Origin of the sequence: Phenylobacterium sp. J426 (assembly GCF_024699945.1) — a bacterium.
Taxonomy (GTDB): domain Bacteria; phylum Pseudomonadota; class Alphaproteobacteria; order Caulobacterales; family Caulobacteraceae; genus Phenylobacterium.
Map to the genome: position 1 here is coordinate 3,746,874 of NZ_JAJOMY010000001.1, position 26,294 is coordinate 3,773,167.

The window sequence follows — 26,294 nt, forward strand, 5'->3', positions numbered from 1 at the left end:
TCTACATGTAAGTTCCGGCACCTGATCAGTATTCAGATCAGGCTTTACCTTATGTCGGCGACGCGACGGGATCAAGATTAGCATTTGCAACATAGCAAATGAGATAATTGTCCGCCGTACAATTGTTATCGAGGTTCCGGCGCTGAGATTTGCGAGGAACAAAGCTTTGGCAAAGCTGTTTCCGAGGTACTTACGTGCGAGGGGTTTCGATGAGCCGCAGGAAGCTTCGAGTGGGCATCGTCGGCGTGGGCAACTGCGCTTCGTCATTTGTCCAGGGCTTGACGCACTACGCCGATGCGCCAGCCAACGAGCCGCCGCCAGGCCTCATGCACGTGGAGCTGGGCGGGTACCACGTCGGCGACATCGAGGTCGCCTCGGCCTTCGACATCCACGCGGGCAAGGTGGGCCGCGACGTGTCCGAAGCGATCCTCGCGGAGCCCAACAACACCCTCGTTTTCGCCAGACCTCAGGCGACGGGCGCGACGGTCCGCCGGGGACCGACCCTGGATGGGCTGGGCCGCTATCTCGCCGGCGACATCCCCGAAGCGGACGGCCCCGCCGTAGACGTGGCGGAGGAGCTTCGCCGCACCGGGACGGATATCCTGGTCTCATACCTGCCGGTGGGGTCCCAGGCGGCCACCGAGTTCTATGCAGCTCAAGCGCTGGAGGCCGGTTGCGCCTTCGTGAACTGCATCCCCGTCTTCATCGCGTCCGATCCCACGTGGGCCAAGCGGTTCGAGCAGCGCGGGCTCCCGATCATCGGGGACGACATCAAGAGCCAGGTCGGCGCCACCATCGTCCACCGCGTGCTGGCCAACCTGTTCCGGGAACGCGGCGTGCGGATCGACCGCACGTACCAGCTTAACTTTGGCGGCAACACCGACTTCAAGAACATGCTGGAGCGCGAGCGGCTGCACTCTAAGAAGGTGTCCAAGACCCAGGCCGTCACCAGCCAGTTCGACGTGCCCCTCGACGCCGACGATGTGCATGTCGGCCCCAGCGACTTCGTGCCGTGGCTGTCCGATCGCAAGTGGGCCCACATCCGCCTGGAAGGCACGACGTTCGGCGGGGCGCCGCTCAACATCGAGCTGAAACTGGAGGTCTGGGACAGCCCCAACTCCGCCGGCATCGTCATCGACGCGGTGCGGTGCGCCAAGCTCGGCCTGGACCGCCGGCTGGGTGGTCCCCTGCTCGGCCCCTCGAGCTACTTCATGAAATCGCCGCCCGAGCAGTACACCGACAACGAGGCGCGCGAGCGGACCCTGGAGTTCATCGCAGGACCGGGGCCGGCGGCTCCGAAGGTCCGCGCCAAGGTGCGGCTGGCGTCCTGATGACCGGTCTGTCCCAGGCGGAGATCCGCGACCGCGCGGCCGAGCTCGGCCCGTGGTTCCACAACATCGACCTCGGTGGCGTGCCCACCGCGCCCGACCATTTCCTGAACGACTATCCCAACGTGAAGTGGCGTCGCTTCCAGCACGCCATCCCGGAAGACCTGACCGGCCGGACCGTGCTGGATATCGGGTGCAACGCGGGCTTCTACTCCATCGAGATGAAGCGCCGCGGCGCGGACCGCGTCCTAGGCGTCGACTTCGACGACCGGTACCTCGAACAGGCCCGTTTCGCCGCCGAGGTGAAGGGCGCCGACATCGAATTCCGCAAGCTGTCGGTCTATGACGTCGCCGACCTGGGGGAGCGGTTCGACATCGTCCTCTTCATGGGCGTGCTCTATCACCTGCGCCACCCGCTGCTCGCGCTGGACCTGATCCACGACCATGTCGCGGGCGACCTCATGATCTATCAGTCGATGCAGCGCGGCTCGCCCGAGGAGCCGCCCGTCCGGGCGGATTACGACTTCTTCGAGCAGGATCACTTCGACGCGCCGGGCTATCCCAAGCTGCACTTCATCGAGCACGAGTACGCGGGCGACTGGACGAACTGGTGGGCGCCGAACGCCGCCTGTTCGGCCGCCATGCTGCGCAGCTCCGGCTTCGAGATCCTGGAACACCCCGAGGAGGAGGTGTTCGTCTGCCGCGTGACCGAACGGCCGAAGCCGTGGGGCGCGGTGTACCCGGCAAGACCGAAGACCAATGGCGCTGGGAGGGGAGCCGCATGATCGAGGCCGCGAAGATCTGGAACGAGCCGAACAACAAGTCGCACTGGGACCCGAACCTCGATCCGGAGTGGGACCTGTTTGCGCGCATGACGTGTCTGGCGGGCCAGGCCATCGCGGCGGAGAACTCGGCGCTCACGCGGGTGCTTGGCGGCATGTCGCCGATCGACCCGCATTTCGTCCGGCGCCTCGAGGCCCGCGGCGTCCTGGAGAACATCGACGTGGTCGCGGTCCACGGCTTTCCGTTGGACTGGAACCTGTGGTCGATCGACGAGTGGCCGTCGAAAGTGGATGAGATTGCGGCCGTCACGGACAAGCCGATCTGGATCACGGAGGTCGGCGTCTCGTCCTTCGGCTCCGAAGAGGTCCAGGCGTGGGGCGTGAGGAAGACGGCTGAGCTGCTGATCGGCAAGGTCCCCTCGATCCACTGGTACTCGCTGTACGACCTGCCCCGGACCTGGGAGGCCACCACCCGTCACAAGGAAGCCGAAGGCTCGTCGTACTACCGGCACTTCCACATGGGCCTGCTGCGGGAGGACGGCTCTCCCAAGCCGGCGGTCGAGGCCTACGCGCCCTATGCCGCCGAGATGGGCCTCTGCCAGTGGTTCCACTTCGAGGATCACCGGCTGGAGGACGCCGTCGCCTGGATGAAGCGGCTGGGCGTCCGGCAGCTTCGAACGGGCCTCTCCTGGGCCGACAGCTTCCGCCCGGACGCCGACCGCTGGTTCGATCGGCAGATGGAGGCGCTGGAGGACTTCGACGTCACCGTCACCTTCTGCTTCACGCCTGAGCACAGGGGCATCGAGCCGCATCACACGAGCCCACCGCAGGTCGCGGAGGAATTCGCGGAGTTCTGCGCGCGGATGGTGCGTCGCTACGCGCCGGCGTCCGCGACCCGGGCGTCCTACGCGGCGGAATAGGATGCGCCGGTCGGGGCCGAACTTCAGCTGGATCACACCCGACCTCGCCGTCGGCGGCGCCTTTCCCCGCGGTCACGCCAGGGCCCTGGCGCGGGACCACGGCGTCGGCGCCGTGGTGGATGTGCGCGTAGAAGAATGCGACGACCCGGAGGAGCTCGCCGCGTGCGGGCTGATGTTCCTGCACCTGCCGACCGAGGACCTGCGCGGCGTCAGCCAAGCGATGCTGGACGAAGGCGTTCGCTTCGCCCGCGACGCGGCCTCGCAAGACCGGCGCCTGCTGATCCACTGCCAGCATGGTATCGGCCGCTCGGCCACGGTGGCTTTGTGCGTGCTGGTCGACCGAGGCCTTTCACCGATGGACGCCCTGATCACCGCCAAGGACGCCCGAGCCCTCGTCTCCCCGAGCCAGTCCCAGTTCGAGGCCTGGGCGGCCTGGATGCGGCGACGCAAGCCTCACCTGCCGGCGCCCAGCTATCACGAGTTCGGCTGCGTCGCTTACCGCCACCTCGCCCAACAGGCCTGAGCCATGCTGGTCTACGGCGACCGCCACCGGGAGGTCGCGACGCGGGACATCCTGTCCTCCGGCGATTTCTTCCAGGCCGCCGAACTGGCGCAGGGGCTGGTGGACGCCGAGTTCCAAGCCCGTGGGATCGATGAGCTGACGCCCCTTCACCTCGCCGCTGTGGAGCACCTGCGCGAGCTCGCCGCCGGGCGCGCCGCAGACGCGCTGACGCGGCGGATGCTGCCGCGGCGCGTCACGGTGAAGGAGCCCGAGGGCTACGCCTTCTACGCGGTTGCGCCTGAGGCCTACGCCGACGCCGCGAGGCAGGTGGCCTGGCCCTCGCCGCCCCTGGTCATAGGACTGCGCAGCATCGGACTGAGCCTGGCGGCGGTGGTCGCGGAGGCTGTCGGGGCGGACTTCGTCGTCAGCGTACGACCGGTGGGGCCGCCCTTTCGACGCGAGCTACGCCTGTCGGACCGACTTCGCGCTCGGCTCGCCGCCCACGATGGGCCCTACGCGGTGGTCGATGAAGGCCCGGGACTGTCAGGGAGCGCCTTCGGCGCGGTCCTGAGGGAGCTCGAAAGGCTTGGGGTCGGACCGGAGCGCATCACGCTGTTCCCCAGCCACGCCGGCGCCCCGGGCGCGGAGGCCTCTGCGGACGTGCGCCGCCTCTGGAACGCCGTCCGCAGGGTCGTCGCCCCTCCCTTGGGCATCGATGGCCTGTTCGATGATCTCATCGGCCCGACCGCGCAGGTCGAAGACTTGTCGGGCGGCGCCTGGCGGCGGGGGCGTGGGCTGCCGTCCTTCCCGCAGCAGGAGCGGCTGAAGTTCCGCCTCAGCACGCCGCAAGGCGTCTGGCTGGCCCGGTTCGCAGGGCTGGGCGAGGCCGGCGGCGCAAAGCTGAACCTGGCCAGGAGGCTCCACGCGGCAGGCATGGGGCCAGAGCCCGTTGCGCTCCGTCAAGGCTTCCTGCTGAGCCGGTGGGTGGACGGCGGGACCGCCCGGCCGTCGGCCAGCGAACTCGCCGCCTACCTTGACCTGCGACGCCGCCAACCCGCGGAGCCGGGCGCCTCACTGGAGAGCCTCGCCGAGATGGTCAGGGTCAATGCCGCCGAGCTGGGACTGAAACTGTCGCCGGAGCCGCCCGCCGACGCCGGATCGCCCGTCGCGATCGACGGCCGGCTGCACGCGTGGGAATGGCTGCGCACGCCAGAGGGTCGCCTCGTCAAGGTCGACGGCCTGGATCATCACCGAGCGCACGACCTCATCGGTGGACAGGACATCGCGTGGGACGTCGCGGGCGCGGCCGTGGAACTGGGTCTGGACGATGTCGGCGTGGACGCCTTGTGCGCCCGGCTGGGCGCGAACGCGAGGCTCGTAGCCTTCCATCGCCTCGCCTACCCCGCCTTCCAGGCCGGCCTCTGGAGCTTCGCCGGTGACCCTGCGCAGGTCGCCCGCTACCGCGGCGTCCTGGCAACCGCCGCGGGCCTGGACGGTTCTCCGACGGAGAGGAGCCGGACATGCCTGAGCCGCCAGACCTGAATCCCGGGGACGAGGTGAAACCCGGCACGCCACAGAGCGGCGAACATGTCTGCCCCGCCTGCAGCGGCTTCGGCCAAGTCGCCGGCGCGCCTTGTCGTCAATGCGGCGGGACCGGGCGTATCACCGCTCTGATCGGCGACGCATAGCTGCGCCGAGGCGCTGAAGAGCGCCCGCCAAAAAAAACGGCCGCGTCCGGAGACGCGGCCGAAAGTCATAGGGAGGAAACGCCCAAAAGGGCGAGACCTTCATGCGCCTTTGCTGCACTGCACGCAAGTCACAAATTCATGTCGGTGTGAAATCTGGCGTTACCCCACCCAGTCGCGGGCGAGACGACGCGACGCCAGTGCGAACAGCGCGGCGCTGACCAGATAGAAGCCGAGACCGCAGTAGATGGCGTAACGTAGCGATTCCGCTCCGAAATGTGGTGTCAGCGCATCTGACACCGCCCCGAAGAACCAGGTGCCCAGGCCGAGGCCGATCAGGTTGTTCACAAACAGGAAGCAGGCGGAGGCGGTGGAGCGCTGCGCCGGTGCGACAAGATGCTGCACCGCAGTAATGACCGGCCCCAGCCAGACCAGGTTCAGGCCCGTCGGGACGATGAACAGCAGGAACGCCAGCCAGAGCGACTTGGCCTGGATGGCGAGGAAGAAGCAGGGCAGTGCGACCAGGAAGGCCACCGCCGGCACGAGCAGATAGTAGGCTGGCTTCGCCCGTCCCAGCCGATCGCCGAGGTAACCGCCCAGCCAGACGCCGGCGACCCCGCCGATCAGCGTCATTGACCCCAGGAAGAGCGAGCGGTCGACGAGGTCCATGCCGAGGCTGCGCTCGAAGAACGAAGGCAGCCAGAAGGCGACGCCGTATCCGCAGACGGACGACGCCGCCGCGCCAAGCGAGATCAGCCAGAAGGTGGGCTTGCGCAGAAGCTCCCGCACTCCGGCCGGCGCGGCGGGGGCCGAGACGGCCGGCGCGGCGGGATCCGACATGGCCGCCGCCGGCGCCAGCGTCGCGCCCTCGCGCGGCGGCTCCTTGACGATAATCCGGAAGATCGGCGCCAGCGCCACGCCCGCAAGTCCCACGATGATGAACGCCGCGCGCCAGTCGATGCTGTGGGCGATCAAGCCGCCGAACAGTATGCCGAGGGACGAGCCGATCGGGATGCCGAAGGAGTAGGCTGCGAGCGCCCTCGCCCGCTGCTCCTTCGGAAAATAGTCGGCGATGAGCGAGTACGCGGGGGCCACGCCGCCGGCCTCGCCGACACCGACGCCCATCCGGCACAGGAACAGCTGCCAGAAGCCGCCCGCGAGGCCACAAAGTGCGGTGAAGGCGCTCCAGAGCGCCAGCGCCCCGGTCATGATCCAGGTGCGGCTCCACCGGTCCGCCAGCCAGGCGATGGGGATGCCGAGGCCGGTGTAGAACAGCGCGAACGCAAGCCCGCCCATGAGGCCGAGCTGGCTGTCGGTGAGGCCGAGCTCCTGCTTGATGGGACCGGCGAGGATGCCGAGGATCTGCCGATCGAGGAAGTTGAAGGTGTAGGCGAGGATCAGGACCGCCAGCACGACGATCCGATAGCCGCCGCTCACGCTGCGGGCGTCTTGAGCCATGGTTGCTCCGGAAACGGGAAACGCCCGGCTCCTGGGAGCCGGGCGTCCGCTGATACTAGAACTTCGCTTCGAGCGAGAGCGTCACGGTCCGCGGCGGGCCGTAGTAGGCGGTGATCGAGTTGCCGAAGGTGCCGCCCGGGAAGTTGTAGCCGCCGATGCGGTACTCCTCCTCGGTCAGGTTCTTGCCGTGCAGGCCGATACGGTACCTGTCGTCGGCCGAGGTCCAGACAACGCTGGCGTCGACCAGCCAGTAGCCGTCCTGGTCGAGGACCGAAGGCACCTCGAACATGCTGAAGGACGAGCGGTAGGAGGCCGAAGGGATGAAGGCCAGCCGACCGCGGTCGCCCATGTCATGGGTGTAGGTGAGGTTCACCGAGCCGTTCCATTCGGGCGTGTTCTGGAACACGCGCCGATCGGCGAAGTCCTCGATCTGGCCGGTCAGCGGGTTCAGCGCCTGGTACTCGTCGAACTCGGCCTTGATGTAGCCGAGCGAGAAGTTGGCGCGCAGCGCGTCCGTCAGCACGGCCGACCCTTCCAGCTCGGCGCCGTACATGTGCGACTTGCCGACGTTCAGCACCTGGCTGGCGATGCGGACGGCGCCGCCCACAACCACCGGCGTCTGAAGCGTGACCTGCTGGTCCTTGTACTTCGCGTAGAAGACCGCCGAGTTCAGCGTCAGGCGACGATCGAAGAAGTAGCCCTTCAGGCCGCCTTCGAACGAATCGACGGTCTCGGGGTCGTAGCCATCCCGCGAGTCGGGCGTCAGCGAGGTGTCGGCGCGCATGTCGAAACCGCCCGACTTGAAGCCCTTCGAGTACGAGACATAGCCCGTGAGGTCGTCGTTGAGGTCGTAGCTCGCGCTGACCCGCGGCGTGAACTTCTCGAAGGTCTTCGAATTGGTGAAGTTCGTCAGGTACGGCGCGCCGACGCCGGCGGCCGGCACCAGGATCGCCTGGCTGTTGCCGAAGATCGGGCTGCGCAGGCCCAGGTAGTTGGCGCGGAAGACCTGTCCGGTCTTCTCGTCACGGGTGAAGCGTCCCCCGACCGACACCTTGAAAGCCTCGGTGACGTCGAAGCTCAGGTCGCCGAACGCCGACCAGCTTTCAGTGTCCACGTAGCCGGCGCTGGCGACGGTCAGGTTCGCGCCGCCGAGCACCGTGTCGAAGGCGCCGGCCGCGGTGGCGTTGAGGTAGTACAGGCCGAAGACGCCCTGCATCCGGTCGCCGGTGTAGAGCAGCTGCAGTTCCTGGGTGAACTGGTGGTCGTTGTAGCGGGCCGGAACATCCAGGTACGCGAACGGCTCGTTGTCGAAGTCGATCGTGCCCTCCGTCTCACCGGCGCGGTAGGCGCTGATCGACTTCAGGGTGATGACGTCCGAGACATTCCACTCGCCCAGGAACGACACGCCACGGGTCTCGACCTTGTTGTAGTCGCCCGAACCGGCGCGGGTGTCATAGACGTCGTCCAGCACGGTCGCCGTCGGGACCGGCTGGCCCAGGATGTTCAGACCCGGGACTTCGCGGTGGCCGTGGCGCGGGTTCGAGCGATCGGTGACGATGTCGCCGGCCAGGCGGAAGAACAGGTCCTCGGTCGGCGTGAACTCCAGCGTCGCGCGCGCCGCCGAGACGTCCTTGTTGTAGTGCTCGGCGCCGGTGTTCAGGTTCTTGCCGAAGCCGTCGCGGTTGAAGGTGGCCCAGGTCAGGCCGACGCCCACCATGTCGTTCACGCGCGCCTTGGCCGAGGCGACGAAGTCGCGCTGGTCATAGGAGCCGACGGCGCCGCGGAGCTTCAGCTCCGGATCGCCTTCGATCTTGGCCGTCACGTACTTGATCGCGCCGCCGATGGTGTTGCGGCCGTAGAGCGTGCCCTGCGGGCCGCGCAGGACTTCCACGCGCTCGATGTCGAAGATGTCGAGCACCGCGCCTTGCGGGCGGGCGACGTAGACGTCGTCGATATAGAGGCCGACGCCGGGCTCGAAGCCCCACAGGGGATCCTGCTGGCCGACGCCGCGGATGAACGAGATCAGGGTCGAGTTCGAGCCTCGCGCGACCTGCACGGTCGTGTTCGGCGTCGACTGCTGGAGGGTGGTCAGGTCGACCGCGCCGGTGACGGCGAGCCGCTCGCCCGAGATCGCGCTCACGGCGACGGGCACGTCCTTCAGCGATTCCTCGCGACGACGGGCGGTGACCACCAGCTCCTCGACCGAGCCGGCTTCCTCGGCGCCGGTGGCGATCTGAGCTTGGGCGATAGCCGGAATGGCGGACCAGGCGGCGCCCACGAAGAGGGCCGCCTTCACGAAGGCTTTCATCTGCATCCTCCCGACGGCGCCGTGCCCGTCCCCCCTGTGGGGCGGTCGACGCCGCGAAATTTCACCGACAGGCGAATTAGTCGCGAGTGTTGGGTGATCCGCGCGCGAAGCGCCACCCGCAGAGCTACGGTTCGGTCCTGTTTTTGATCAGGTGATGAATTTCCGCCACAGTGGCGCTGACGCCGGAGTTCAGGCCTTGCGCGCCACCACCTCGCTGATGCCGGCGGCGCAGTAGGCGTAGAGGCGGCCCCCTGACGGCCTCCAGATCGGTCGAACGGCAGAGCCCGTCCGAGAGCTGGTCGATACGCCCCGTTTCCGACAGCGTCAGCATCATCGCCCCGGTGAGGAACTGGTAGCACCAGTAGAGGTCCCGCACCTCCGCCTGCGGCAGGGCTTCCTTGAGCGTGTCGACCAGCGCATGCACCACCGGATCGAAGAAGCGGTGCATGGTCTCGCCGCCCCAGGCGGGGGTGTTGTTCACGAGCGCCACGAGACGGAAGTAGTTCTTCCAGCCCTCGTCGTTCGTCATCGACAGCTCGAGCAGAGGGCCGATGAAGGCCTCGATGATCCCCTCGACCTCGAGGCCGCCGGGATGCGCCGCCTTGTATGCGGCCATCGCCTTCAGACGGGCGGCGTTGAGGATCTCGGCCCGGCGCGCGAAGACGCTGTCGAACAGCTCGCGCTTCGCACCGAAATAATAGTGGATCAGCGCCGTATCGACGCCCGCCTCGGACGCGACCTGGCGCACGGTCACGCCGTAGAAGCCGTGCCTGGAGAACAGCGCCTCGGCCGCGTCGAGGATGGCCTCGCGCAGATCCGGGCCCTGCCCTTTCGGCCGCCGCCCCCGAGCCGCGCCGCCCGATCGTCCGTCCGCTCGCGCCATGCGCCTCCGCTCGCCCCCGGTCCCGCGCTAGGCCGGAAGGGCGGCCGGGGTCAAGCCCGGCGACGGCTCAGGCGGGCGCGTCAGGCGACCGCGGCGTGGAACAGATAGCCCCCGCCTCGCAGGGTGCGGATCAGGTCGCCGCCGGCCTCGCAGGCGTCGAGCGCCTTGCGCAGCCTGGCGACCCGCGTGTCGATCAGGCGTGGCGTCAGACCGCCGGCGGCGGCGCCATGCAACAGCGCCATCAACTCGGGCCGGTAGAGCACCTCGTTCGGACGCTCGCTGAAGATCTTCAGCAGTTCCGCCTCGCTGGGGCTGAGGCGCACACAGCGGCCCGTCGGGCCGGTCAGCAGGCCCGTCAGCATGTCCAAGGTCCAGGCGCCGGCGGCCTCGTCGCGCGCCGAGGCGCGGTGCGCGCGCCGCAGGAGGGCCCGGGCGCGCGCGAGCAGCTCCAGCGCGTGGGCCGACTTGTGCAGATATTCGTCGGCCCCCGATTCCAGGCCGGCCACCCGGTCGAGGGTGTCCGCGGCGGCGCTGAACAGCATCAGGGGCACGCCGGCCTCCTCGGCGAGACGATTGCAGAGGGCCAGGGGATCCTCGCCGGGCATGACCGTCTCGAGCACGATGAGACTGGGCTGCGACAACGCCCTGGCGTTCTCCAGCTCCGCGAGGGTGTCGAACCGACGAACCTCGAAGCCCGAGCGCCGTAGCATCTGGATGTGGGTCTCGACCGCGGCGGCGTCCGGGTCGGCCCAGAACACCACCGGCAAGCCGGGCGGCCTCGCCGCGGCTGCGGCCAAGGTTGCGCCGGTCGGACGGAAGGCCAGCCGTCGCGCAGGCTGCGGCCAGGTCCGTGCGCGGCCGAGGCTGGGGTCGTCGGAGCTTTGGGCGAGCGAGCCGGCCATGGAGACCTCCTGATGCGTCGCCGGAGAGGATAGCCGGACCCCAGGAACCCGTGTGACGAAATCTCGTCACATCGTGGTTGAAGCTCGCTCAACATTACGAAAGATTTAGTCACTCTGACCGCCCCCTAGGCATCTGTCTTCTTTTTGCAACATCTGCGAAGTAACAGCCCGTGCCTAAGTCTTGGATAGGCCCCGCCCCGCCCGCGCGTGGCCGAGGCGGACATCCCTGAGTTTCTTCGCGATTCCAGAGGCTTGTGACGGACGGCGCTTCGGTGCCCGCCGTGAAGGCGAATAGAATTCAACTTGTCGGCTCGACAAATTCACTCAAGGCGGTGAACGGCGCTCACTAGCGTCCGGCCCATCGGCGCGCAGCCCCGGCTGGCGCCCGATTTCTTTTGGGGCTCGGCCCGCGACCTGCGGGGCCGCTGGAGGATATTGACCTTGAAAATCAAGTCGATGCGAGAACGCCTGCTGGCGTCTTCGATGATCTGTGGCGCGGCCATGCTGGGCCTGGCTTCGCAAGCCCAGGCCCAGGAGGCCGGCGAAGTCGCCGAGGTCGTGGTCACCGGCTCGCGGATTCCGCAGCCGAACCTGACGAGCGCGAGCCCGGTGACGGTGCTGGGCGCGCAAGACGTCGCCACCCGCGGCATCACCCGCACGGAAGACCTGGTGAACCAGCTTCCGCAGGTGTTCGCAGCCCAGGGCTCGAGCTATGCGAACGGCGCGAACGGCACCGCCTCCGTCGATCTTCGCGGTCTCGGCGCGAGCCGCACGCTCGTTCTGATCGACGGCCGACGCCTGCAGCCCGGCACGCCCGGCGCCGCCAACGGCTCCCAGATCGCCGCCGACCTGAACTTCATCCCCGCGGCCCTCATCGAGCGCGTCGAAGTGGTGACCGGCGGCGCCTCGGCGGTCTACGGCGCCGACGCCGTCGCCGGCGTCGTGAACTTCAAGATGCAGCGCAACTTCGAAGGCGTGCGCATCGACGCCCAGTACTCCGGCTATCAGCACACCAACAGCAACGACTTCATGCAGGAAGTCATCCGGCGCCGGCAGGCCGGCGCGCTGCGTCCGCAGGATTACGCCCTGCCCGAGAAGGACGTCTGGGACGGCGGCACGACCGACCTCAACATCGTCATCGGGCTGAACTCGCCCGACGATCGGGGCAACGTCACGGCCTACGCGGGCTACCGCAATGTGAAGAAGGTCGTTCAGGCGGACCGCGACTACTCGGCCTGCAACGCCAACTTCTCGACCAACGCCACGCTGTCGTTCAATGGCTTCGCCTGCGGCGGCTCGGGCACGACGGCGCCGGCGCAGTTCATCACCGCCGGCGGCAACGGCTCGTCGCTGACGCTCGACCCCGGCGCGCCGGGCGGACGCGCGTTCCGGGCCTACAACGGCGCTCGCGACGCCTACAACTTCGCCCCGACCAACTACTTCCAGCGCCCCGACGAGCGCTACACCATGGGCGCCTTCGCGAACTACAGGTTCAGCGACAAGGCCGAGGTCTATGCCGACCTCATGTTCATGGACGACCGCACGGTGGCGCAGATCGCCCCCTCGGGCATCTTCGGCCAGGCGATCAACATCAACTGCGAAGGCAACCCGTACCTGACGGCCGCGATGGCGGCCCAGATCTGCGCGCCGACCATCGACCAGTTGCCCGACGACGTGACCAATCCCGCCACGATCGGGCTGAACACCGACGCCAGTGCGGCGACGCCGGGCCAGCAGGCCAGCCTCGTCATCCTGCGCCGCAACATCGAAGGCGGCGGCCGCCAGGCGGACCTGCGCCACACCGACTACCGCGGCGTCATCGGCATGCGCGGCGAGTTGGTGTCGGGCTGGAACTATGACGTCTACGGCCAGTACGGCGTCGTCGTGTACCAGCAGGCCTACTACAACGAGTTCTCGCTGGCCCGTTCGGCCCGGGCGCTCGACGTGGTCATCGACCCGGCGACCGGCCAGGCGGCCTGCCGTTCGGCCGTGGCCTCCCTGGCGGGCTCGAACTTCGATCCGGCGTGCCGTCCCTACGACATCTTCGGCATCGCGGGTCCGAGCGCCGACGCCCTCAACTATGTGCAGACGCCGGGCTTCCAGAACGGCGAGTACGTCCAGTCGATCGTCAGCGCCAACGTCACCGGCGACCTGGGCCAATATGGCGTCAAGACGCCCTGGGCGAACGACGGCGTCGGCGTCGCGTTCGGGACGGAATACCGTCGCGAACGCCTCGACCTGAACACCGACGTGGCGTTCCAGACGGGCGACCTCGGCGGTCAGGGCGGCGCGACGCTGCCGGCCGGCGGCTCATACGACGTGTACGAGCTGTTCGGCGAGGCCCGCATCCCGCTGGTCCAGGACCAGCCGTTCTTCCACAACCTCTCGGCCGAGGTCGGCTACCGCTGGTCGGACTATTCGCAGGGCTACAGCACCGACACCTACAAGCTCGCCGGCGACTGGTCGCCGACCCAGGACTTCCGCCTGCGCGCCAGCTACAACCGCGCGGTCCGCGCGCCGAACGTGGTCGAGCTGTTCGCCACGGCGAACGTCGCGTTGAACGGGCTGACGGACCCCTGCGAAGGCGACGACCCGACCTTCACCCTGGCGCAGTGCGCCCGCACCGGCGTGACGGCCGCCCAGTACGGCAACATCGCGCCGAACCTGGCCGGCCAGTACAACGGCCTGCTCGGCGGCAACCCGGACCTGGTCCCGGAAACGTCCGATACGGTGTCGTTCGGCCTGGTGCTGACGCCGAGCTTCATCCCCGGCTTCACCGCCTCGATCGACTGGTTCAACATCCAGGTCGAGGATCGCATCGGCCAGATCGGCCAGGACACGATCCTCCAGCGGTGCGCCACGACTGGCGACACCTTCCTCTGCAGCCTGATCAACCGGGCGCCGGGGACCGGGTCGCTCTGGCTCGGCACCGCCGGCTACATCGTCGACACCACCTTCAACACCGGCAAGCTCGAAGTGGAAGGCGTGGACATCGAGGCCAACTACCGCTTCGACTTCGCCGACTTCGGGATGACGCGCGGCCTGGGCGACTTCGGCGGCCTGTCCTTCAACTTCCAGGGAAGCTACCTGAAGGACTACCTCGTCACGTCGCTGCCGGGCGACGACCCGTTCGATTGCGCGGGCCGGTACGGCTCGATCTGCACCGGCTCGGCGACCACCGCCTCGGCGCCGCTGCCCCAGTGGCGGCACAAGCTGCGCACCACGTGGCGGGCGCCGTGGGATTTCGAGGTCTCGGGGACCTGGCGCTACACCGACTCGGTCAAGGTCGACGCCGATATCCCGGGCTCCGGTCCGACCCACGCCCAGGGTCCAGACGCCAAGCTGGCGGCCCAGCACTACTTCGACCTGGCCGCCAGCTGGTCCGTACGCGAGAACGTCACGCTGCGCTTGGGCGTGAACAACGTCTTCGACAACGACCCGCCTCTGGTGGGCTCGGGCGGCACGGCGATCAACAACTGCCCGTCGGGGCCCTGCTCGGGGAACACCTTCCCGCAGACCTACGACGCTCTGGGCCGATACATGTTCTTCGGCGTCCGGGCGGACTTCTAAGCCCCGCCGGGAGAAAAGGTGCGGGCGGCGACTTCGGTCGCCGCCCCGCTTCCACGGATCAAGACGAAGGGCGGCGACCGCGAGGTCGCCGCCCTTTTCGCTTGCTGCGGATGCGATAGGTCAGGCCGCGCGGGGCTGCAGTCGGGCCGCCAGGGGCTCGGCGGCCAACGCCTCGCAAAGCCGGTCGGCGAACGCATTGATGAGCTCGCCCTTGGCGGAGCCCGTATTCCACAGCGCCCAGTAGCCCTCGGGCAGATAAGCCTCGACCTCGCTGACCCGGATTAGGCGGCGCAGCTTGAGGTCTTCCTGCACCACCAGCCAGGGCGCGAGGCAGACGCCGACGCCTGCACGCGCCAACTCGACCGCCACAGGCGTGTCGTCGACCTTCAGGCCTTCGGCCGAGGACGGCGCTTCCACGCCCGCGGCTTCAAACCACAGCCGCCACGGGCGCGTGTGGCAGTGGATCAGCGGCGCATTCAGCACCTCCTCGGCGCTCACCGGGATGCGGCCGAACAGGCCCGGCGCGGCGACGGGAACGAGGGTCTCGCGGGCAAGCAGCCGCGCCTGGAGGCCGACCGGCGCAGTGGCGGCCTGCATCACCAGCACGTCCACCGCGCCCGAGAGCAGATCCGAAACGCCGCCCTGGGCGCGCAACTCCAGGTCCAGATCCGGACGGCCGGCCCTCAGGTCCGCGAGGCCCAGCGCCACGGCTTGTCGCATCAGGTCGCCGGGGGCGCCTACGCGCAGCAGGGCGCGGTCGGTGCGGGCCGGCATGTCGAACGCCTGGGAGATCATCTCAAGACTGAGACGGAGGCGGCCGGCGAAGATGCGACCAGGCTCGGTGAGCAGGACCGACGGACCGGCGCGCGTGAACAGGTTCACGCCGAGCCGATCCTCAAGGGTTCGGATGGCATGGCTGATCGCGCTGCGCGTGAGATTCAGCTCCTCAGCGGCCTTCGAAAAACTCTGATGCCGGGCCGCGGCCTCGAAGGCCGCTATGGCCCGGAGAGACGGCGGTCGCACCGGCATCTCGTCCACTCCCACTCATGCGTCTGGGAATGGTCGCCGAACGTCGGACTTTGTCAGTCGAATTGCTGCCAATGGCGCCGTGGCGGCGACAAACGGCTGGAAAATCTGCGAGCGGTCGGAATTCCGCGATCAGCGGTCTTTGGCCGCGGCGCAGTTCGGTGAAGTATCGTCACACTGGGCGACTTCGGGAGTCAGGCCGCTGCCGCGTTTCTACAGGTATCTGATCGCGAATCTGGCGCTGTGGGCGGTCACCTATACCCTGCTCACCACCCTGATCGTCATGATCCAGCCCATGCCGCATCCGGTGGATTCGGCGATCCGCCGCGCCGTGGTCATGCTGTCGGCCGCGGGCTTCTGCGTCGGCGTGGGGCTGGTGCTGGACGCCGGCTCGAGGCTCCGGCTGCCGCTGAAGCTCGGCCTGGCCGCCCTCTGCGCGGTTTCGGGGCCCTGTACTATGGCGCGGTCAATCACCTGGCGTTCTACGTCGTCTGGCCTCGTTGGGGCGAGATCACCTGGTGGATGAGCTTCGTCTCGACCGGCTTCTGGGCGATCTGGGTGTTCCTCGCCTGGACAGCCGTCCACTTCGCTCTCGGCTACGAGGACCAGCTGAAGGAGAAGTCGCTGCGGCTGGAGCGAACCCAGACCCTGGCGGCGCGGGCGCAGAACCAAATGCTTCGCTACCAGATCAATCCGCACTTCCTGTTCAACACCTTGAACGCGCTCTCCGCCCTCATCCTCGCGCGCGAGACCGAGCGCGCCGAGAAGGTCGTGCTGATGCTTTCCGGCTTCCTCCGCTACACCCTCGAGAAGGAACTGCCCGAAAAGGTACCGTTGCACGAGGAACTCGACGCGCAGCGGCAATATCTGTCGATCGAACAGGTCCGGTTCGAGGATCGCCTGACATTCCGCGCCGAGGTCCCCGACTGCGTCCGTGACGCGCTCGCCCCGTCGCTGATCCTGCAGCCGCTGGTGGAAAATGCGGTGAAGTACGGGGTCGCCCGTTCCAGCCGCCCCGTGACCATCGAGCTGCGGGCCTGGGAGACCTCGGGCCGGTTGTGCCTCTCGGTGGCGGACGATGGCGACAACAGCGCCCATCAGGCCTCGCCGAAGCTCGGCCTTGGTCTGGAGAACGTGCGGTCTCGCCTGGAGGCGATGTACGGCGGCGCCGCGGGCCTGGTGTGCGGCCCGCGTCCGGGCCGGGGCTGGGAGTGCCGCCTCGAGCTGCCCCTGGAGCGCGCCGCGTGACCACGCCGCTCCGCCTGCTGCTGGTCGACGACGAACCCCCGCCCTGCGCCGACTGCGTATGCTGCTGGCCGAGATCGAGAACGTGGAGATCGTCGGACAGGCGGCCGATGGCGAGGAGGCGCTCGCCGTGCTGGAGACCGCGCCGGTCGACATCGTCCTCCTCGACATCAAGATGCCGGGGTTGAGCGGCCTCGAGCTGCTCTCGCGCTTCAAGGCCGCGCCGCCCGCCTTTGTCTTCATCACCGCCTACAGCCGCTTCGCTGTCGACGCCTTCGAACTGGCGCCGACCGACTACCTGCTGAAACCGGTTTCGATCGAGCGGCTGCGCCAGGCGCTGACCCGCGGCCGGGCGGAGATCGAGTCCCGGCGCGCCGCCCAACGGCTGGCCGAACTCGAGGCGGCGCTCGCGCGCGGCGCGCCCGAGGAGGCCGACGAGGACGGCTTCCTGACCGAAGTCTGGGTCAAGGCGCGCGGCGAACGCGTGCGCCTGCATCTCGACGCGGTCGACTGGATCGAGGCCGAGGGCGACCACATCCGGGTGCACAGCGGCGGGCGCAGCTTCCTGCTCCGCCTCTCGATCCGGCAGCTGGAACAGCGGCTCGATCCGCGCCACTTCGTGCGCGTGCATCGCTCGGCCCTCGTGCGCGCGGAGCGGATCGTGCGGGTGGCGCGCGCCGAGGGCGGGCAGGCCGTGCTGACCCTGGAGACCGGGGCCGAGGTGCCGGTCTCGCGCCGCTACGCGCCCCGCCTGAAGCAGTTGGCGCGCCGCCCCGCCTGACGGCTAGCCGACGGTGAGCCAGTCGCCAGGCAGGCTCGACATCTGGACGCCCACCAGGATCACCATGCCGCCGCCGCCCATGTTGACCACGGTGTCGGCGCCGGACTGCGTCAGGGTGTAGGTCGTTCCGGCCGGCAGGTTCAGCCTGTCGCCTTCGGCGAAGTTGAAGTCCTCGATGCGGTCGATCCCCGCTTCGCCGACGCTGTGGAAGCGATCCGCGCCTGCTCCGCCGAACATGGTGTCGGCGCCACGGTCGCGGCGACGAAATCGTCCCCCCGCGCCGCCGTGGACAGTCGTCACCTTGGCCGCCCCCCACCCAGCCATCGCCACGCCGCCGTAAACGGTCTCATTGCCAAGGTTGCCGAAGATCACGTCGTGGTCGGGGCCCGGCGCCCAAAGAGCGGGCGCCCGGCGCCGCGCGCGCAGGCGTTCGGCGCGCGGTTCCCACGGCGCAGCGTTCGGCAGGGCGCCCTCGCCGGTCGGGATCGGCCTAGTCGAGACATGCGCGTGCTCGTCGTCGATCCGGATCCCGCCCGGGCGGCCCTGGTGGCCGAGGGACTGTCCGGCGTCGAGCCGCTGGAGGTCCGTCATGCCGCGACGTTCGCAGCGGCCGAGACGGCCGCCTTCGAGCCGGACGTGATCGTGGTGGCGTCCGACAGCCCCGATCGCGACACCATCGAGAGCCTGCGCGAGGCGACGGAGGCCAATCCGCGGCCGGTGGTGATGTTCGTCGACCGCTCCGAGCCTGGCCTGGCCGAGCAGGCTGTGCGGGCCGGCGTGTCCGCCTACGTCGTCGACGGCCTCGCGGCCGCCCGCGTGCGCTCCGTTCTCGAGGTGGCCATGAGCCGGTTCCAGCTGATGAACCAGCTACGTCAGGACCTCGAGAAGGCGAAGGCGGACCTCGCGTCCCGCAAGACCGTCGAGCGCGCCAAGGCCGTGCTGATGAGGGAGCGGGGCCTGGACGAGGACGCCGCCTACCGGCTGTTGCGCAAGCTTTCGATGGACACTGGACGGCCGCTCGGGGCGGTGGCCGCCGACCTGCTGGCCTACGCGGGCGTACTGAGGGGGGACACGCCATGAAGGTCAGGCTCGGCTATGCGCCGCTGAGCGACAGCGGGGCGGTGATTGCGGCCGAAACGCTCGGCTTCTTCGCCGCGGAGGGCCTGGAGGTGGAGCTGACGCGAGAGGTCTCCTGGGCCACCTTGCGCGACAAGGTCACGCTGGGCGCGCTCGCCGGCGCCCCCTTGCTGGCGCCGATGGCGCTGTCCGCAGGGCTGGAGCCGCCCGCGCCAATCATCGCTCCGCTGGTGATCGCCCGCGGGGGGCGCGTCGATCGCGCTCGCCAGGCGGCTCGGCGACGCCGCAGGCCTCGCCGACATCGTCCGACGCCGCGCCGTGGAGGGTGCGAGCCCGCTGACGCTGGCGGTCGTCTACCCTTACTCGCTCCACAACTACCTGCTGCGCACCTGGCTGGTGTCGGCCGGCGTCGCCCCCGATCGGGACGTGCGCCTGACGGTGGCGGCGCCGTCGCGGATGGCTGAACTCCTGGTCAGCGGCGTGATCGAGGGCTTCTGCGCAGGCGAGCCTTGGGGAACAGCCGCGGAAGCCGCAGGCGCCGGCCGCGTCGTGGCGCGCGCGGCGGCCATCCTGCCCGGCGCGCCGGACAAGGTTCTGGGATTCTGCCGCGCCTGGGCCGAGGCCGACGCGCAGCGGTTCTCCGCCGTCATCCGCGCGGTCAGGCGGGCGGCCGCCTGGTGCGCAGCAGGAGAGAACCGCGCGTCGCTGGCCGATCTGCTGGCCGAGCGCCTGGACCAGCCGGCGGAGGTGATCCTGCCGGGACTGACCCACATAGACTTCGCCGCGGACCCGGCCGAGCCGGGCGAGGCCTCAGACCTGCTGGCGCACATGCGCCGCTGGGGCCACGCGCCGGCGGATCTGGACGGCGACGCCCTCGCCCGCGCCGTGTTCCGCGGCGATCTTTGCGCCTGATTTAGGCGCCCCAGGCCGTCAGGCGCCGCCAATTTGCGCGGCGGCGAAAATGAGCCTCGCTGCGCCGGCGCCGAAGATGACGGCCGCTCCGGGCGGCGCTCTCCTCTTGTGCAAGGCCCAGGACAACGGCGTTCGCGGCCTCGGACCGGCTCGATGACGAGCCCACCCGAACCCTCGGCGACGCCGCCTCACGTCCATTCCGATGCAGGGCCTTCCTATGCTCAGCCGTTCCTTCCTCAAGGCCGGACACCCGCCGACGCTGCTGTCCGCGTTCCTCTACTTCGACCTGTCCTTCATGGTCTGGGTGCTGCTTGGCCCGCTGGGCGTCGCCATCGCGAAGGACTTCGGCCTCACCGCGGCGCAGAAGGGCTTGATGGTTGCTGTGCCGGTGCTGTCCGGCGCCCTGCTGCGCCTCGTGGCAGGCGTGATGGTCGACCATATCGGGCCCAAACGGACGGGCCTGATCGGCCAGATCGTTGTGTTGACCGGCCTCGCTGTCGCCTGGCTGCTGGGCGTGAGCGACTACAGTCAGGTGCTCGCCCTCGGCGTCCTGCTCGGCGTGGCCGGCGCCTCGTTCGCCGTCGCGCTGCCGCTGGCGTCGCGATGGTATCCGCCCGAGCATCAGGGCCTGGCGCTGGGCATCGCCGGCGCGGGCAACTCGGGCACGGCGCTCGCGGCCCTCTTCGCGCCGGGCCTGGCGCAGGCGTTCGGCTGGCAGAACGTGATCGGCCTCGCCGCGCTGCCACTCACCGTCGCCCTCGTGGTCTATGCGATCTTCGCCAAGGACGCGCCGAACCGCCCTCTCCCCGAAGCGGCTGGCCGAGTACCTCTCGGTGCTCGCCGCGCGCGACGCCTGGTGGCTGATGGGCCTGTACGGGGTGACCTTCGGCGGCTTCGTGGGCCTGTCCTCTTCGCTGACGATATATTTCAACGCCGAGTACGGCTTGCCGGCCGTCACCGCAGGCTTCTTCACCGCCGCCTGCGTGTTCGCAGGATCTTTCCTGCGGCCGGTGGGCGGCGGCCTTGGCCGACCGGTTCGGCGGCGTACGCACGCTGTCGGTGGTCTATGTGCTGGCCGGCCTGGGCCTTGCGCTCGCCAGCTTCCACCACGCCAGCCCCTGGGTGGCGCTCGGGCTGATGATGTTCGCCATGAGCGTGCTCGGCATGGGCAATGGCGCCGTCTTCCAACTCGCGCCGCAGCGCTTTGGCCGGGAGATCGGGGTGGTCACGGGCCTCGTCGGCATGACCGGCGGCATCGGCGGCTTCTATCTGGCCGCCAGCCTCGGCTGGGCCAAGCAGGCCACCGGTTCGTATCAGCCGGGGCTCCTCGCCTTCGCCGGCCTCGCCCTGCTGGCCTTGCTCGGCCTCACCGGCGTGAAGGCGCGCTGGCGCCGGACCTGGCCCGATCTCGCAGGCGCCGGCGGCGCGCTGCGGCTCTAGGAGGGGCGTCATGGCCAAGCAGAGACTGGTCGTCATCGGCAACGGCATGGCCGGCTGTCGCGCGGTGCAGGAGGTGCTCAAGCGCGATCCCGACCGCTACGACATCGCGATCCTCGGCGCCGAGCCCCGCGTGAACTACGACCGCATCATGCTGTCGCCGGTGCTGGCGGGCGAGAAGAGCTTCCGGGACATCGTCCTGAACGACGAGGCCTGGTACGCCGACAACGGCATCGCCCTGCACGCCGGTCGCCGGGTCGTAGCCATCGACCGCGACGCGAAGGTGGTCCACGGCGAAGGCGGGCTGAAGCTCTCCTACGACAGGCTGATCCTCGCGACGGGCTCCGACCCGGTCCGTCTGCCGCTGCCCGGCGCAGACCTTGCGGGCGTCGTCACCTTCCGCGACCTGGACGATGTGGAGGCCATGATCGCCGCCTCGTCCAGGCCCGACGCCCGGGCCGTGGTGATCGGCGGCGGGCTGCTGGGCATCGAGGCCGCCTACGGCCTGGCGCGCCGGGGTATGGCCGCGACCGTCGTTCACCTGATGGACGTGCTGATGGAGCGCCAACTCGACGCCTCGGCCGGTTTCCTGCTGACGGAGGCGCTGGCGTCCAAGGGCGTCGAGACCGTGCTGGACGCCCTTTCGGAGGAGATCCTGGGCGAAGGTGGGCGCGTCACCGGGCTTCGCCTGAAGGACGGACGGGTGCTTGCCTGCGAGCTCCTGGTGATGGCCGTCGGCATCCGTCCGAACGCGGCGCTCGCGCGGGCGGCCGGCCTGGACGTCAACCGCGGCGTGGTCGTCGACGACCGGCTGCGGACCTCCGACCCCGACATCTTCGCCGTCGGCGAGTGCGTCGAGCATCGCGGCCAGTGCTACGGCCTGGTGGCGCCGATCTGGGACATGTGCCGGACCCTGGCCGACACGCTCACCGGCGGCGACGCCGCCTACGAGGGCTCGGTGCTCTCGACCCGCCTGAAGGTCTCAGGGGTCGACGTCTTTTCGGCCGGCAAGTTCGCCGGCGGAGAGGGCTGCGAGGACATCGTGTTCCGCGACGCCGGCCGCGGCGTCTACAAGCGTATCGTGCTGGAGAACGGCCGCGTGGCCGGCGCGGTGCTGTTCGGCGACGTGCTGGACGGCGGCTGGTACTTCGACCTGATGCGCCAGGGCGCGGAGGTGGGCGACATCCGTGAGACCCTGGTGTTCGGTCAGGCGGTGACGGAGGGCCTTCGGGGCCTCGACCCTAGCGCCGCCGTTGCGGCCATGGCCGACACGGCCGAGGTCTGCGGCTGCAACGGCGTCTGCAAGGGGACCATCGTCGAGGCGATCATGGCCCAGGGGCTGACCACCCTGGAGACCGTCCGCGCCCATACCAAGGCCTCGGCCAGCTGCGGCTCCTGCACGCCGATCGTCGAGAGGATCGTGCAGGCGACCCTCGGCGACGCCTACCAGGCAGGCTCCGGCCCCGCGCCGGTCTGCGGCTGCACGCACAAGGGCCACGACGAAGTGCGACGCCGCATCGTGGCCGAGGGCCTAAAGTCGATCCCAGCTGTGATGCAGGCGCTGGAATGGGCGACCCCGGACGGCTGCGCGTCCTGCCGACCGGCGCTGAACTACTACCTTCTGTGCGCCTGGCCCGGGGACTACCGCGACGACCGGCAAAGCCGGTTCATCAACGAGCGCGTTCACGCCAACATCCAGAAGGACGGCACCTATTCCGTGGTCCCGCGCATGTGGGGCGGCATGACCAGCGCCGCCGAGCTGCGCGCCATCGCCGACGTGGTCGACAAGTTCGACATCCCCAGCGTGAAGGTCACCGGCGGCCAGCGCATCGACCTCTTGGGCGTGAAGAAGGACGACCTGCCCGCCGTCTGGGCCGACCTGAACCGGGCGGGCATGGTCTCGGGCCACGCCTACGCCAAGGGCCTGCGCACCGTGAAGACCTGCGTCGGCACGGACTGGTGCCGGTTCGGCACCCAGGACTCAACCGGCCTGGGCGTGCGGCTTGAGAAGTTCATGTGGGGCTCCTGGACGCCCGCGAAGGTGAAGCTGGCGGTGTCCGGCTGCCCTCGAAACTGCGCCGAGGCGACCTGCAAGGACATCGGAGTGATCTGCGTCGACAGCGGCTATGAGATCCACGTCGGCGGCGCAGCGGGGCTGCACATCCGCGGGACCGAACTGCTCGCCAAGGTCGCCACCGAGGAAGAGGCGCTGTGGACCATCTGCGCGGTCACCCAGATGTACCGCGAGCAGGGCTGGTATCTGGAGCGCATCTACAAGTGGATGGACCGCGTCGGCCTCGACGCCATCCGGGCCGAGGTCGGGGACGCCGAACGCCGACGCGCCCTTCACGACCGCTTCGCCTATTCCCAGCGGTTCTCGCGCATCGACCCCTGGGCCGAGCGCGTCGCCGGCCGTGACGCGGCCGAGTTCAATCCCCTCACCCGACGTCTGGAGTTCGAACCGGCCAAGGAGCCCGCATGAACGCGCTCGTGAAGGATCCAACCGTGTGGACGGACGTCGGCGCGGTCACCGACGTACCGGTGCGGGGCGCCCGGCGCATCCCCACGCCCGAGGGCGACATCGCCGTGTTCCGCACCGGCGACGGCCGGGTCTTCGCGCTGAAGGACCGGTGCCCACACAAAGGTGGGCCGCTCAGCCAGGGGATCGTGCACGGCCACGCCGTGGCCTGCCCGCTGCACAACTGGTCCATCGACCTCGCCACCGGTGAGCCCATGGGCGCCGACCGCGGCAAAGGCTGCACGCCCGTCGTGCCGCTGAAGCTGGAGAGTGGTCGCCTCCTGCTGGGGCGGGTGTGAAGACCACGTGCCCCTACTGCGGCGTCGGTTGCGGGATCGAGGCCGAGCCGGAGGGCCGCGCGCTGGCCGCGGCGGGTGACGCCTCGCATCCGGCGAACCTGGGCCGGCTCTGTTCCAAGGGCGCGGCGCTGGGCTCGACGGTGGGTCTGGAAGGCCGGCTGCTGGCGCCGATGATCGGCGACCGGCAGGTCGCCTGGCCCGACGCCGTCCGGCATGTGGCGCGCAGGTTTCGGGAGACCATCGCGCGGCACGGGCCAGACTCGGTGGCCTTCTACGTCTCGGGCCAGTTGCTCACCGAGGACTATTACGCCGCCAACAAGCTGATGAAGGGCTTCATCGGCTCCGCGAACATCGACACCAACTCGCGGCTCTGCATGGCGAGCGCGGTGGTCGCCCATAAGCTGGCCTTCGGCGCCGATCTCGTGCCCGGCTGCTACGAGGATCTCGATCTCGCCGACCTGGTGGTCTTCTGCGGCCACAACGCCGCCTGGACGCATCCGGTGCTGTTCCGGCGTATGGAAGCGGCCCGGTCGCGCGGGCAGCGGCACGTGGTCATCGACCCCCGCCGGACCGACACGGCCGAAGGCTGCGACCTGCATCTCGCCATCGCCCCGCAGACCGACGTGCGGCTGTGGAACGGGCTGCTGGCCGACCTCCTGCGGCGGGGTGCGGTGGATCGCGGCTATGTCGCCGCGCACGTCTCCGGCTTCGCCGAGGTGGAGGCGGAACTCGCCCGCACGGACCAGTCGACAGCGGCCGTCGCCCGCGATTGTGGCCTCGCCGAGGCTGACCTGGAGACCTTCTTCCGCCTGTTCGCCGAGACGCCGCGGACCGTCAGCCTGTTCTCGATGGGCGCCAACCAGTCGGCGCAGGGTGTCGCCAAGGGCCTCGCCATCCTCAACGCCCACCTCGCCACCGGGCGCATCGGCAAGCCCGGCGCCTGCCCGTTCTCGATCACCGGTCAGCCCAATGCGATGGGCGGCCGCGAAACGGGCGGCATGGCGACGACGCTGGCCGGCCACATGGACTTCGACCCCGCCGACCGCGCCCGGGTCCAGCGATTCTGGGGCGCCCCGACCATCGCCGAGCAGCCCGGCCTGAAGGCCCTCGACATGTTCGAGGCGATCCGGGCCGGTCGGATCAAGGCGTTGTGGGTCATGGCGACCAACCCCGCCGTCAGCCTGCCGGACGCCGGCAAGGTGCGGGAGGCGCTGGCGGCCTGCCCCTTCGTGGTCGTCTCGGATGTCATGGCCGAGACCGACACCGCGGCGTTCGCTCACGTGCGGCTGCCCGCGCTGGCGTGGGGCGAAAAGGACGGCACCGTCACCAACTCCGAGCGCCGCATCTCGCGCCAGCGGCGGCTGTTCGCCCCGCCGGGCGCGGCCCGTGCGGACTGGCGGATCGTCGCCGACGTGGCGGGCGCGATGGGCTTCGGAGACGCCTTCAGCTGGCGCAGCCCCGCCCAGGTCTTTCGGGAGTGGGCGCGGCTGACGGCCTATGAAAACACCGATCGGACGCTGAACCTCGGCCCGCTCGCGACCATGACACCCGAGGCCTACGATGGCCTGGAGCCGGTGCAGTGGCCGGTGACCGCGGCCGGCGGCACGCCCCGCCTCTTCACCGACGGCCGCTTCGCCACGCCGGATGGCCGGGCCCGAATGCATCCCTTGATCGCGACCGGCCCTGCCGAAGCCACCGATCCGTCCTGGCCGCTGGCGCTGAACACGGGCCGCGTCCGCGACCACTGGCACACGCTGACCCGGACCGCCCTCGCGCCCGAACTCTGCCGCCATGCGCCGGAGCCGTATGTCGAGATCCACCCCGATGACGCCGCATCACAGGGCGTGACCGAGGGCGCCCTGGCCCGCATCGCCACCCGGCACGGCGAAGCTGTCGCGGTGGCCCGGCTCAGCCATCGTCAGCGCCGTGGCGCGATCTTCATGCCCATGCACTGGACGACGGCCTACGCGCCGTCGGGCCGGGCGAACCCGCTGGTCGCGCCCAATGTGGATCCGCGCTCGGGTCAGCCGGAGTTCAAGCATACGCCTGCGCGGGTGAGGCCCTATCGGGAGACCTGGCGTGGATTCTTCATCGCCCGTGAGCCCTGGTGCGCGCCGAAGGGCCTCGACCTGATCTGGCGGCGCATCCCGCAAACGGACGGCCAGCTGCACGAATTCGCCGGCCGCGGCGACAACACCGAGCGCGAGGCGGCGCGCAAGGCCCTCGTCCAGGGCGCCCCTGCTGAGGTGCTCCGCTACGAGGACCCGGCGTCCGGAACCGTCCGGGAGGCCTTCCTGCTGGGGGGCCGTCTCGAGCGCGTGCTGTTCACGACCGCCGGCGGCGCGTTGCCGCCTCGCGATTGGCTGGCCGAGCTCTTCGCCGCGGAGACCCTTTCACCGCCGGAACGCTCCGCGCTGCTGGTCGGCCGCGCGCCGGGGCGGGCTGTGGACGCCGGGCCGCTGGTCTGCGCCTGCCGCAGCGTGCGGGCGGCTCGGATCGAGGCCGCCATCGACGCGGGGGCCGGCAGCGTCGACGCCGTCTCCGAGGCCACGGGCGCGGGCTCCTCCTGCGGCTCCTGCTGTCCCGAAATCGCCCGCCTGATCGCCACGAGAGCCAAGCCCGAGGTGCGCCATGCCGCGTGAAGTCCAGCCCGGCCGCGTT

21 protein-coding genes and 2 pseudogenes are annotated in these 26,294 nt (G+C 69.5%); 17 read left to right on the plus strand and 6 right to left on the minus strand.

Annotation, left to right across the window (positions count from 1 at the left end; genetic code table 11):
- Positions 1 to 209 precede the first annotated feature (209 nt).
- From LRS10_RS19750 to LRS10_RS19770, 5 genes are read left to right on the plus strand one after another with little or no spacing between them, the layout of a single operon-like run.
- Positions 210 to 1,331: an inositol-3-phosphate synthase gene (locus LRS10_RS19750; RefSeq protein WP_257838730.1), complete on the plus strand. Its 1,122-nt coding sequence runs from the start codon at positions 210 to 212 to the stop codon at positions 1,329 to 1,331.
- Positions 1,331 to 2,113: a TIGR04290 family methyltransferase gene (locus LRS10_RS19755; RefSeq protein WP_257838731.1), complete on the plus strand. Its 783-nt coding sequence runs from the start codon at positions 1,331 to 1,333 to the stop codon at positions 2,111 to 2,113. Before LRS10_RS19750 ends, LRS10_RS19755 begins: the two co-directional genes overlap by 1 nt.
- Entirely contained in the window at positions 2,110 to 3,030 is a 921-nt protein-coding gene (locus LRS10_RS19760; protein WP_257838733.1) for a beta-xylosidase, read from the plus strand. The genes LRS10_RS19755 and LRS10_RS19760 overlap by 4 nt, the downstream gene beginning before the upstream one ends.
- A 1-nt stretch (position 3,031) precedes the next feature.
- Positions 3,032 to 3,553 (plus strand): dual specificity protein phosphatase family protein, encoded by a 522-nt coding sequence (locus tag LRS10_RS19765; RefSeq protein ID WP_257838734.1) that lies wholly within the window; start codon positions 3,032 to 3,034, stop codon positions 3,551 to 3,553.
- Between the two features lie 3 nt (positions 3,554 to 3,556).
- Positions 3,557 to 5,074, plus strand: a complete 1,518-nt coding sequence (locus LRS10_RS19770; RefSeq protein ID WP_257838735.1) for a hypothetical protein — start codon at positions 3,557 to 3,559, stop codon at positions 5,072 to 5,074.
- Between the two features lie 305 nt (positions 5,075 to 5,379).
- Here LRS10_RS19770 and LRS10_RS19775 read toward each other — a convergent pair whose 3' ends face one another.
- From LRS10_RS19775 to LRS10_RS19790, 4 genes and pseudogenes are all read right to left on the minus strand, one after another.
- Complete coding sequence (locus LRS10_RS19775; RefSeq protein WP_257838736.1) at positions 5,380 to 6,675, minus strand: MFS transporter; 1,296 nt, start codon at positions 6,673 to 6,675, stop codon at positions 5,380 to 5,382.
- A 55-nt stretch (positions 6,676 to 6,730) separates the two neighbouring features.
- On the minus strand, positions 6,731 to 8,983 hold the full coding sequence (locus LRS10_RS19780) for a TonB-dependent receptor (protein WP_257838737.1): 2,253 nt from the start codon (positions 8,981 to 8,983) through the stop codon (positions 6,731 to 6,733).
- A gap of 189 nt (positions 8,984 to 9,172) precedes the next feature.
- Positions 9,173 to 9,866: pseudogene (locus LRS10_RS19785) on the minus strand (TetR family transcriptional regulator).
- Between the two features lie 80 nt (positions 9,867 to 9,946).
- Positions 9,947 to 10,768, minus strand: a complete 822-nt coding sequence (locus LRS10_RS19790) for a response regulator transcription factor (RefSeq protein ID WP_257838738.1) — start codon at positions 10,766 to 10,768, stop codon at positions 9,947 to 9,949.
- A gap of 441 nt (positions 10,769 to 11,209) precedes the next feature.
- Between LRS10_RS19790 and LRS10_RS19795 the strand changes: the two genes are divergently transcribed.
- A complete protein-coding gene (locus LRS10_RS19795; protein ID WP_257838739.1) occupies positions 11,210 to 14,338 on the plus strand; it encodes a TonB-dependent siderophore receptor in 3,129 nt (1,042 codons plus the stop codon).
- 120 nt (positions 14,339 to 14,458) lie between these two features.
- Here LRS10_RS19795 and LRS10_RS19800 read toward each other — a convergent pair whose 3' ends face one another.
- Positions 14,459 to 15,367 (minus strand): LysR substrate-binding domain-containing protein, encoded by a 909-nt coding sequence (locus LRS10_RS19800; RefSeq protein WP_257839215.1) that lies wholly within the window; start codon positions 15,365 to 15,367, stop codon positions 14,459 to 14,461.
- 79 nt (positions 15,368 to 15,446) lie between these two features.
- Here LRS10_RS19800 and LRS10_RS19805 point away from each other — a divergent pair, with 79 nt between their 5' ends.
- From LRS10_RS19805 to LRS10_RS19815, 3 genes are read left to right on the plus strand one after another with little or no spacing between them, the layout of a single operon-like run.
- A complete protein-coding gene (locus tag LRS10_RS19805) occupies positions 15,447 to 15,890 on the plus strand; it encodes a hypothetical protein (RefSeq protein WP_257838740.1) in 444 nt (147 codons plus the stop codon).
- A complete protein-coding gene (locus LRS10_RS19810; RefSeq protein WP_257838741.1) occupies positions 15,887 to 16,612 on the plus strand; it encodes a sensor histidine kinase in 726 nt (241 codons plus the stop codon). Before LRS10_RS19805 ends, LRS10_RS19810 begins: the two co-directional genes overlap by 4 nt.
- 58 nt (positions 16,613 to 16,670) lie before the next feature.
- Positions 16,671 to 17,390, plus strand: a complete 720-nt coding sequence (locus tag LRS10_RS19815) for a LytTR family DNA-binding domain-containing protein (RefSeq protein ID WP_257838742.1) — start codon at positions 16,671 to 16,673, stop codon at positions 17,388 to 17,390.
- A gap of 3 nt (positions 17,391 to 17,393) precedes the next feature.
- Here the strand turns inward: LRS10_RS19815 and LRS10_RS19820 are convergent, their stop codons facing one another.
- Positions 17,394 to 17,762 (minus strand): hypothetical protein, encoded by a 369-nt coding sequence (locus tag LRS10_RS19820; protein WP_257838743.1) that lies wholly within the window; start codon positions 17,760 to 17,762, stop codon positions 17,394 to 17,396.
- Between the two features lie 129 nt (positions 17,763 to 17,891).
- On the opposite strand from LRS10_RS19820, the gene LRS10_RS19825 reads away from it, so the two are divergent.
- The 8 genes and pseudogenes from LRS10_RS19825 to LRS10_RS19850 all read left to right on the plus strand — a co-directional run bounded on the left by LRS10_RS19825 (position 17,892) and on the right by LRS10_RS19850 (position 26,275).
- Positions 17,892 to 18,470, plus strand: a complete 579-nt coding sequence (locus tag LRS10_RS19825; protein WP_257838744.1) for an ANTAR domain-containing response regulator — start codon at positions 17,892 to 17,894, stop codon at positions 18,468 to 18,470.
- Positions 18,467 to 18,649 (plus strand): annotated as a pseudogene (locus LRS10_RS25350) (ABC transporter substrate-binding protein); the annotation flags it as partial. The gene LRS10_RS19825 and the pseudogene LRS10_RS25350, both read left to right, overlap by 4 nt.
- A gap of 118 nt (positions 18,650 to 18,767) precedes the next feature.
- The gene (locus tag LRS10_RS19830) at positions 18,768 to 19,379 is read left to right on the plus strand and encodes an ABC transporter substrate-binding protein (protein ID WP_257839216.1); all 612 of its coding nucleotides are present in this window, start codon (positions 18,768 to 18,770) and stop codon (positions 19,377 to 19,379) included.
- A gap of 217 nt (positions 19,380 to 19,596) precedes the next feature.
- Positions 19,597 to 20,517 (plus strand): MFS transporter, encoded by a 921-nt coding sequence (locus LRS10_RS19835; protein ID WP_308237987.1) that lies wholly within the window; start codon positions 19,597 to 19,599, stop codon positions 20,515 to 20,517.
- Positions 20,448 to 20,819: a hypothetical protein gene (locus tag LRS10_RS24595; protein ID WP_308237988.1), complete on the plus strand. Its 372-nt coding sequence runs from the start codon at positions 20,448 to 20,450 to the stop codon at positions 20,817 to 20,819. Before LRS10_RS19835 ends, LRS10_RS24595 begins: the two co-directional genes overlap by 70 nt.
- A 10-nt stretch (positions 20,820 to 20,829) precedes the next feature.
- The gene (nirB, locus tag LRS10_RS19840; RefSeq protein WP_257838745.1) at positions 20,830 to 23,298 is read left to right on the plus strand and encodes a nitrite reductase large subunit NirB; all 2,469 of its coding nucleotides are present in this window, start codon (positions 20,830 to 20,832) and stop codon (positions 23,296 to 23,298) included.
- The gene (gene nirD, locus LRS10_RS19845) at positions 23,295 to 23,633 is read left to right on the plus strand and encodes a nitrite reductase small subunit NirD (RefSeq protein ID WP_257838746.1); all 339 of its coding nucleotides are present in this window, start codon (positions 23,295 to 23,297) and stop codon (positions 23,631 to 23,633) included. Before nirB ends, nirD begins: the two co-directional genes overlap by 4 nt.
- Positions 23,630 to 26,275 carry a nitrate reductase gene (locus LRS10_RS19850; protein WP_257838747.1) on the plus strand — a complete coding sequence of 882 codons (2,646 nt, stop codon included), beginning with the start codon at positions 23,630 to 23,632 and terminating at the stop codon, positions 26,273 to 26,275. The genes nirD and LRS10_RS19850 overlap by 4 nt, the downstream gene beginning before the upstream one ends.
- Positions 26,276 to 26,294: the final 19 nt, after the last annotated feature.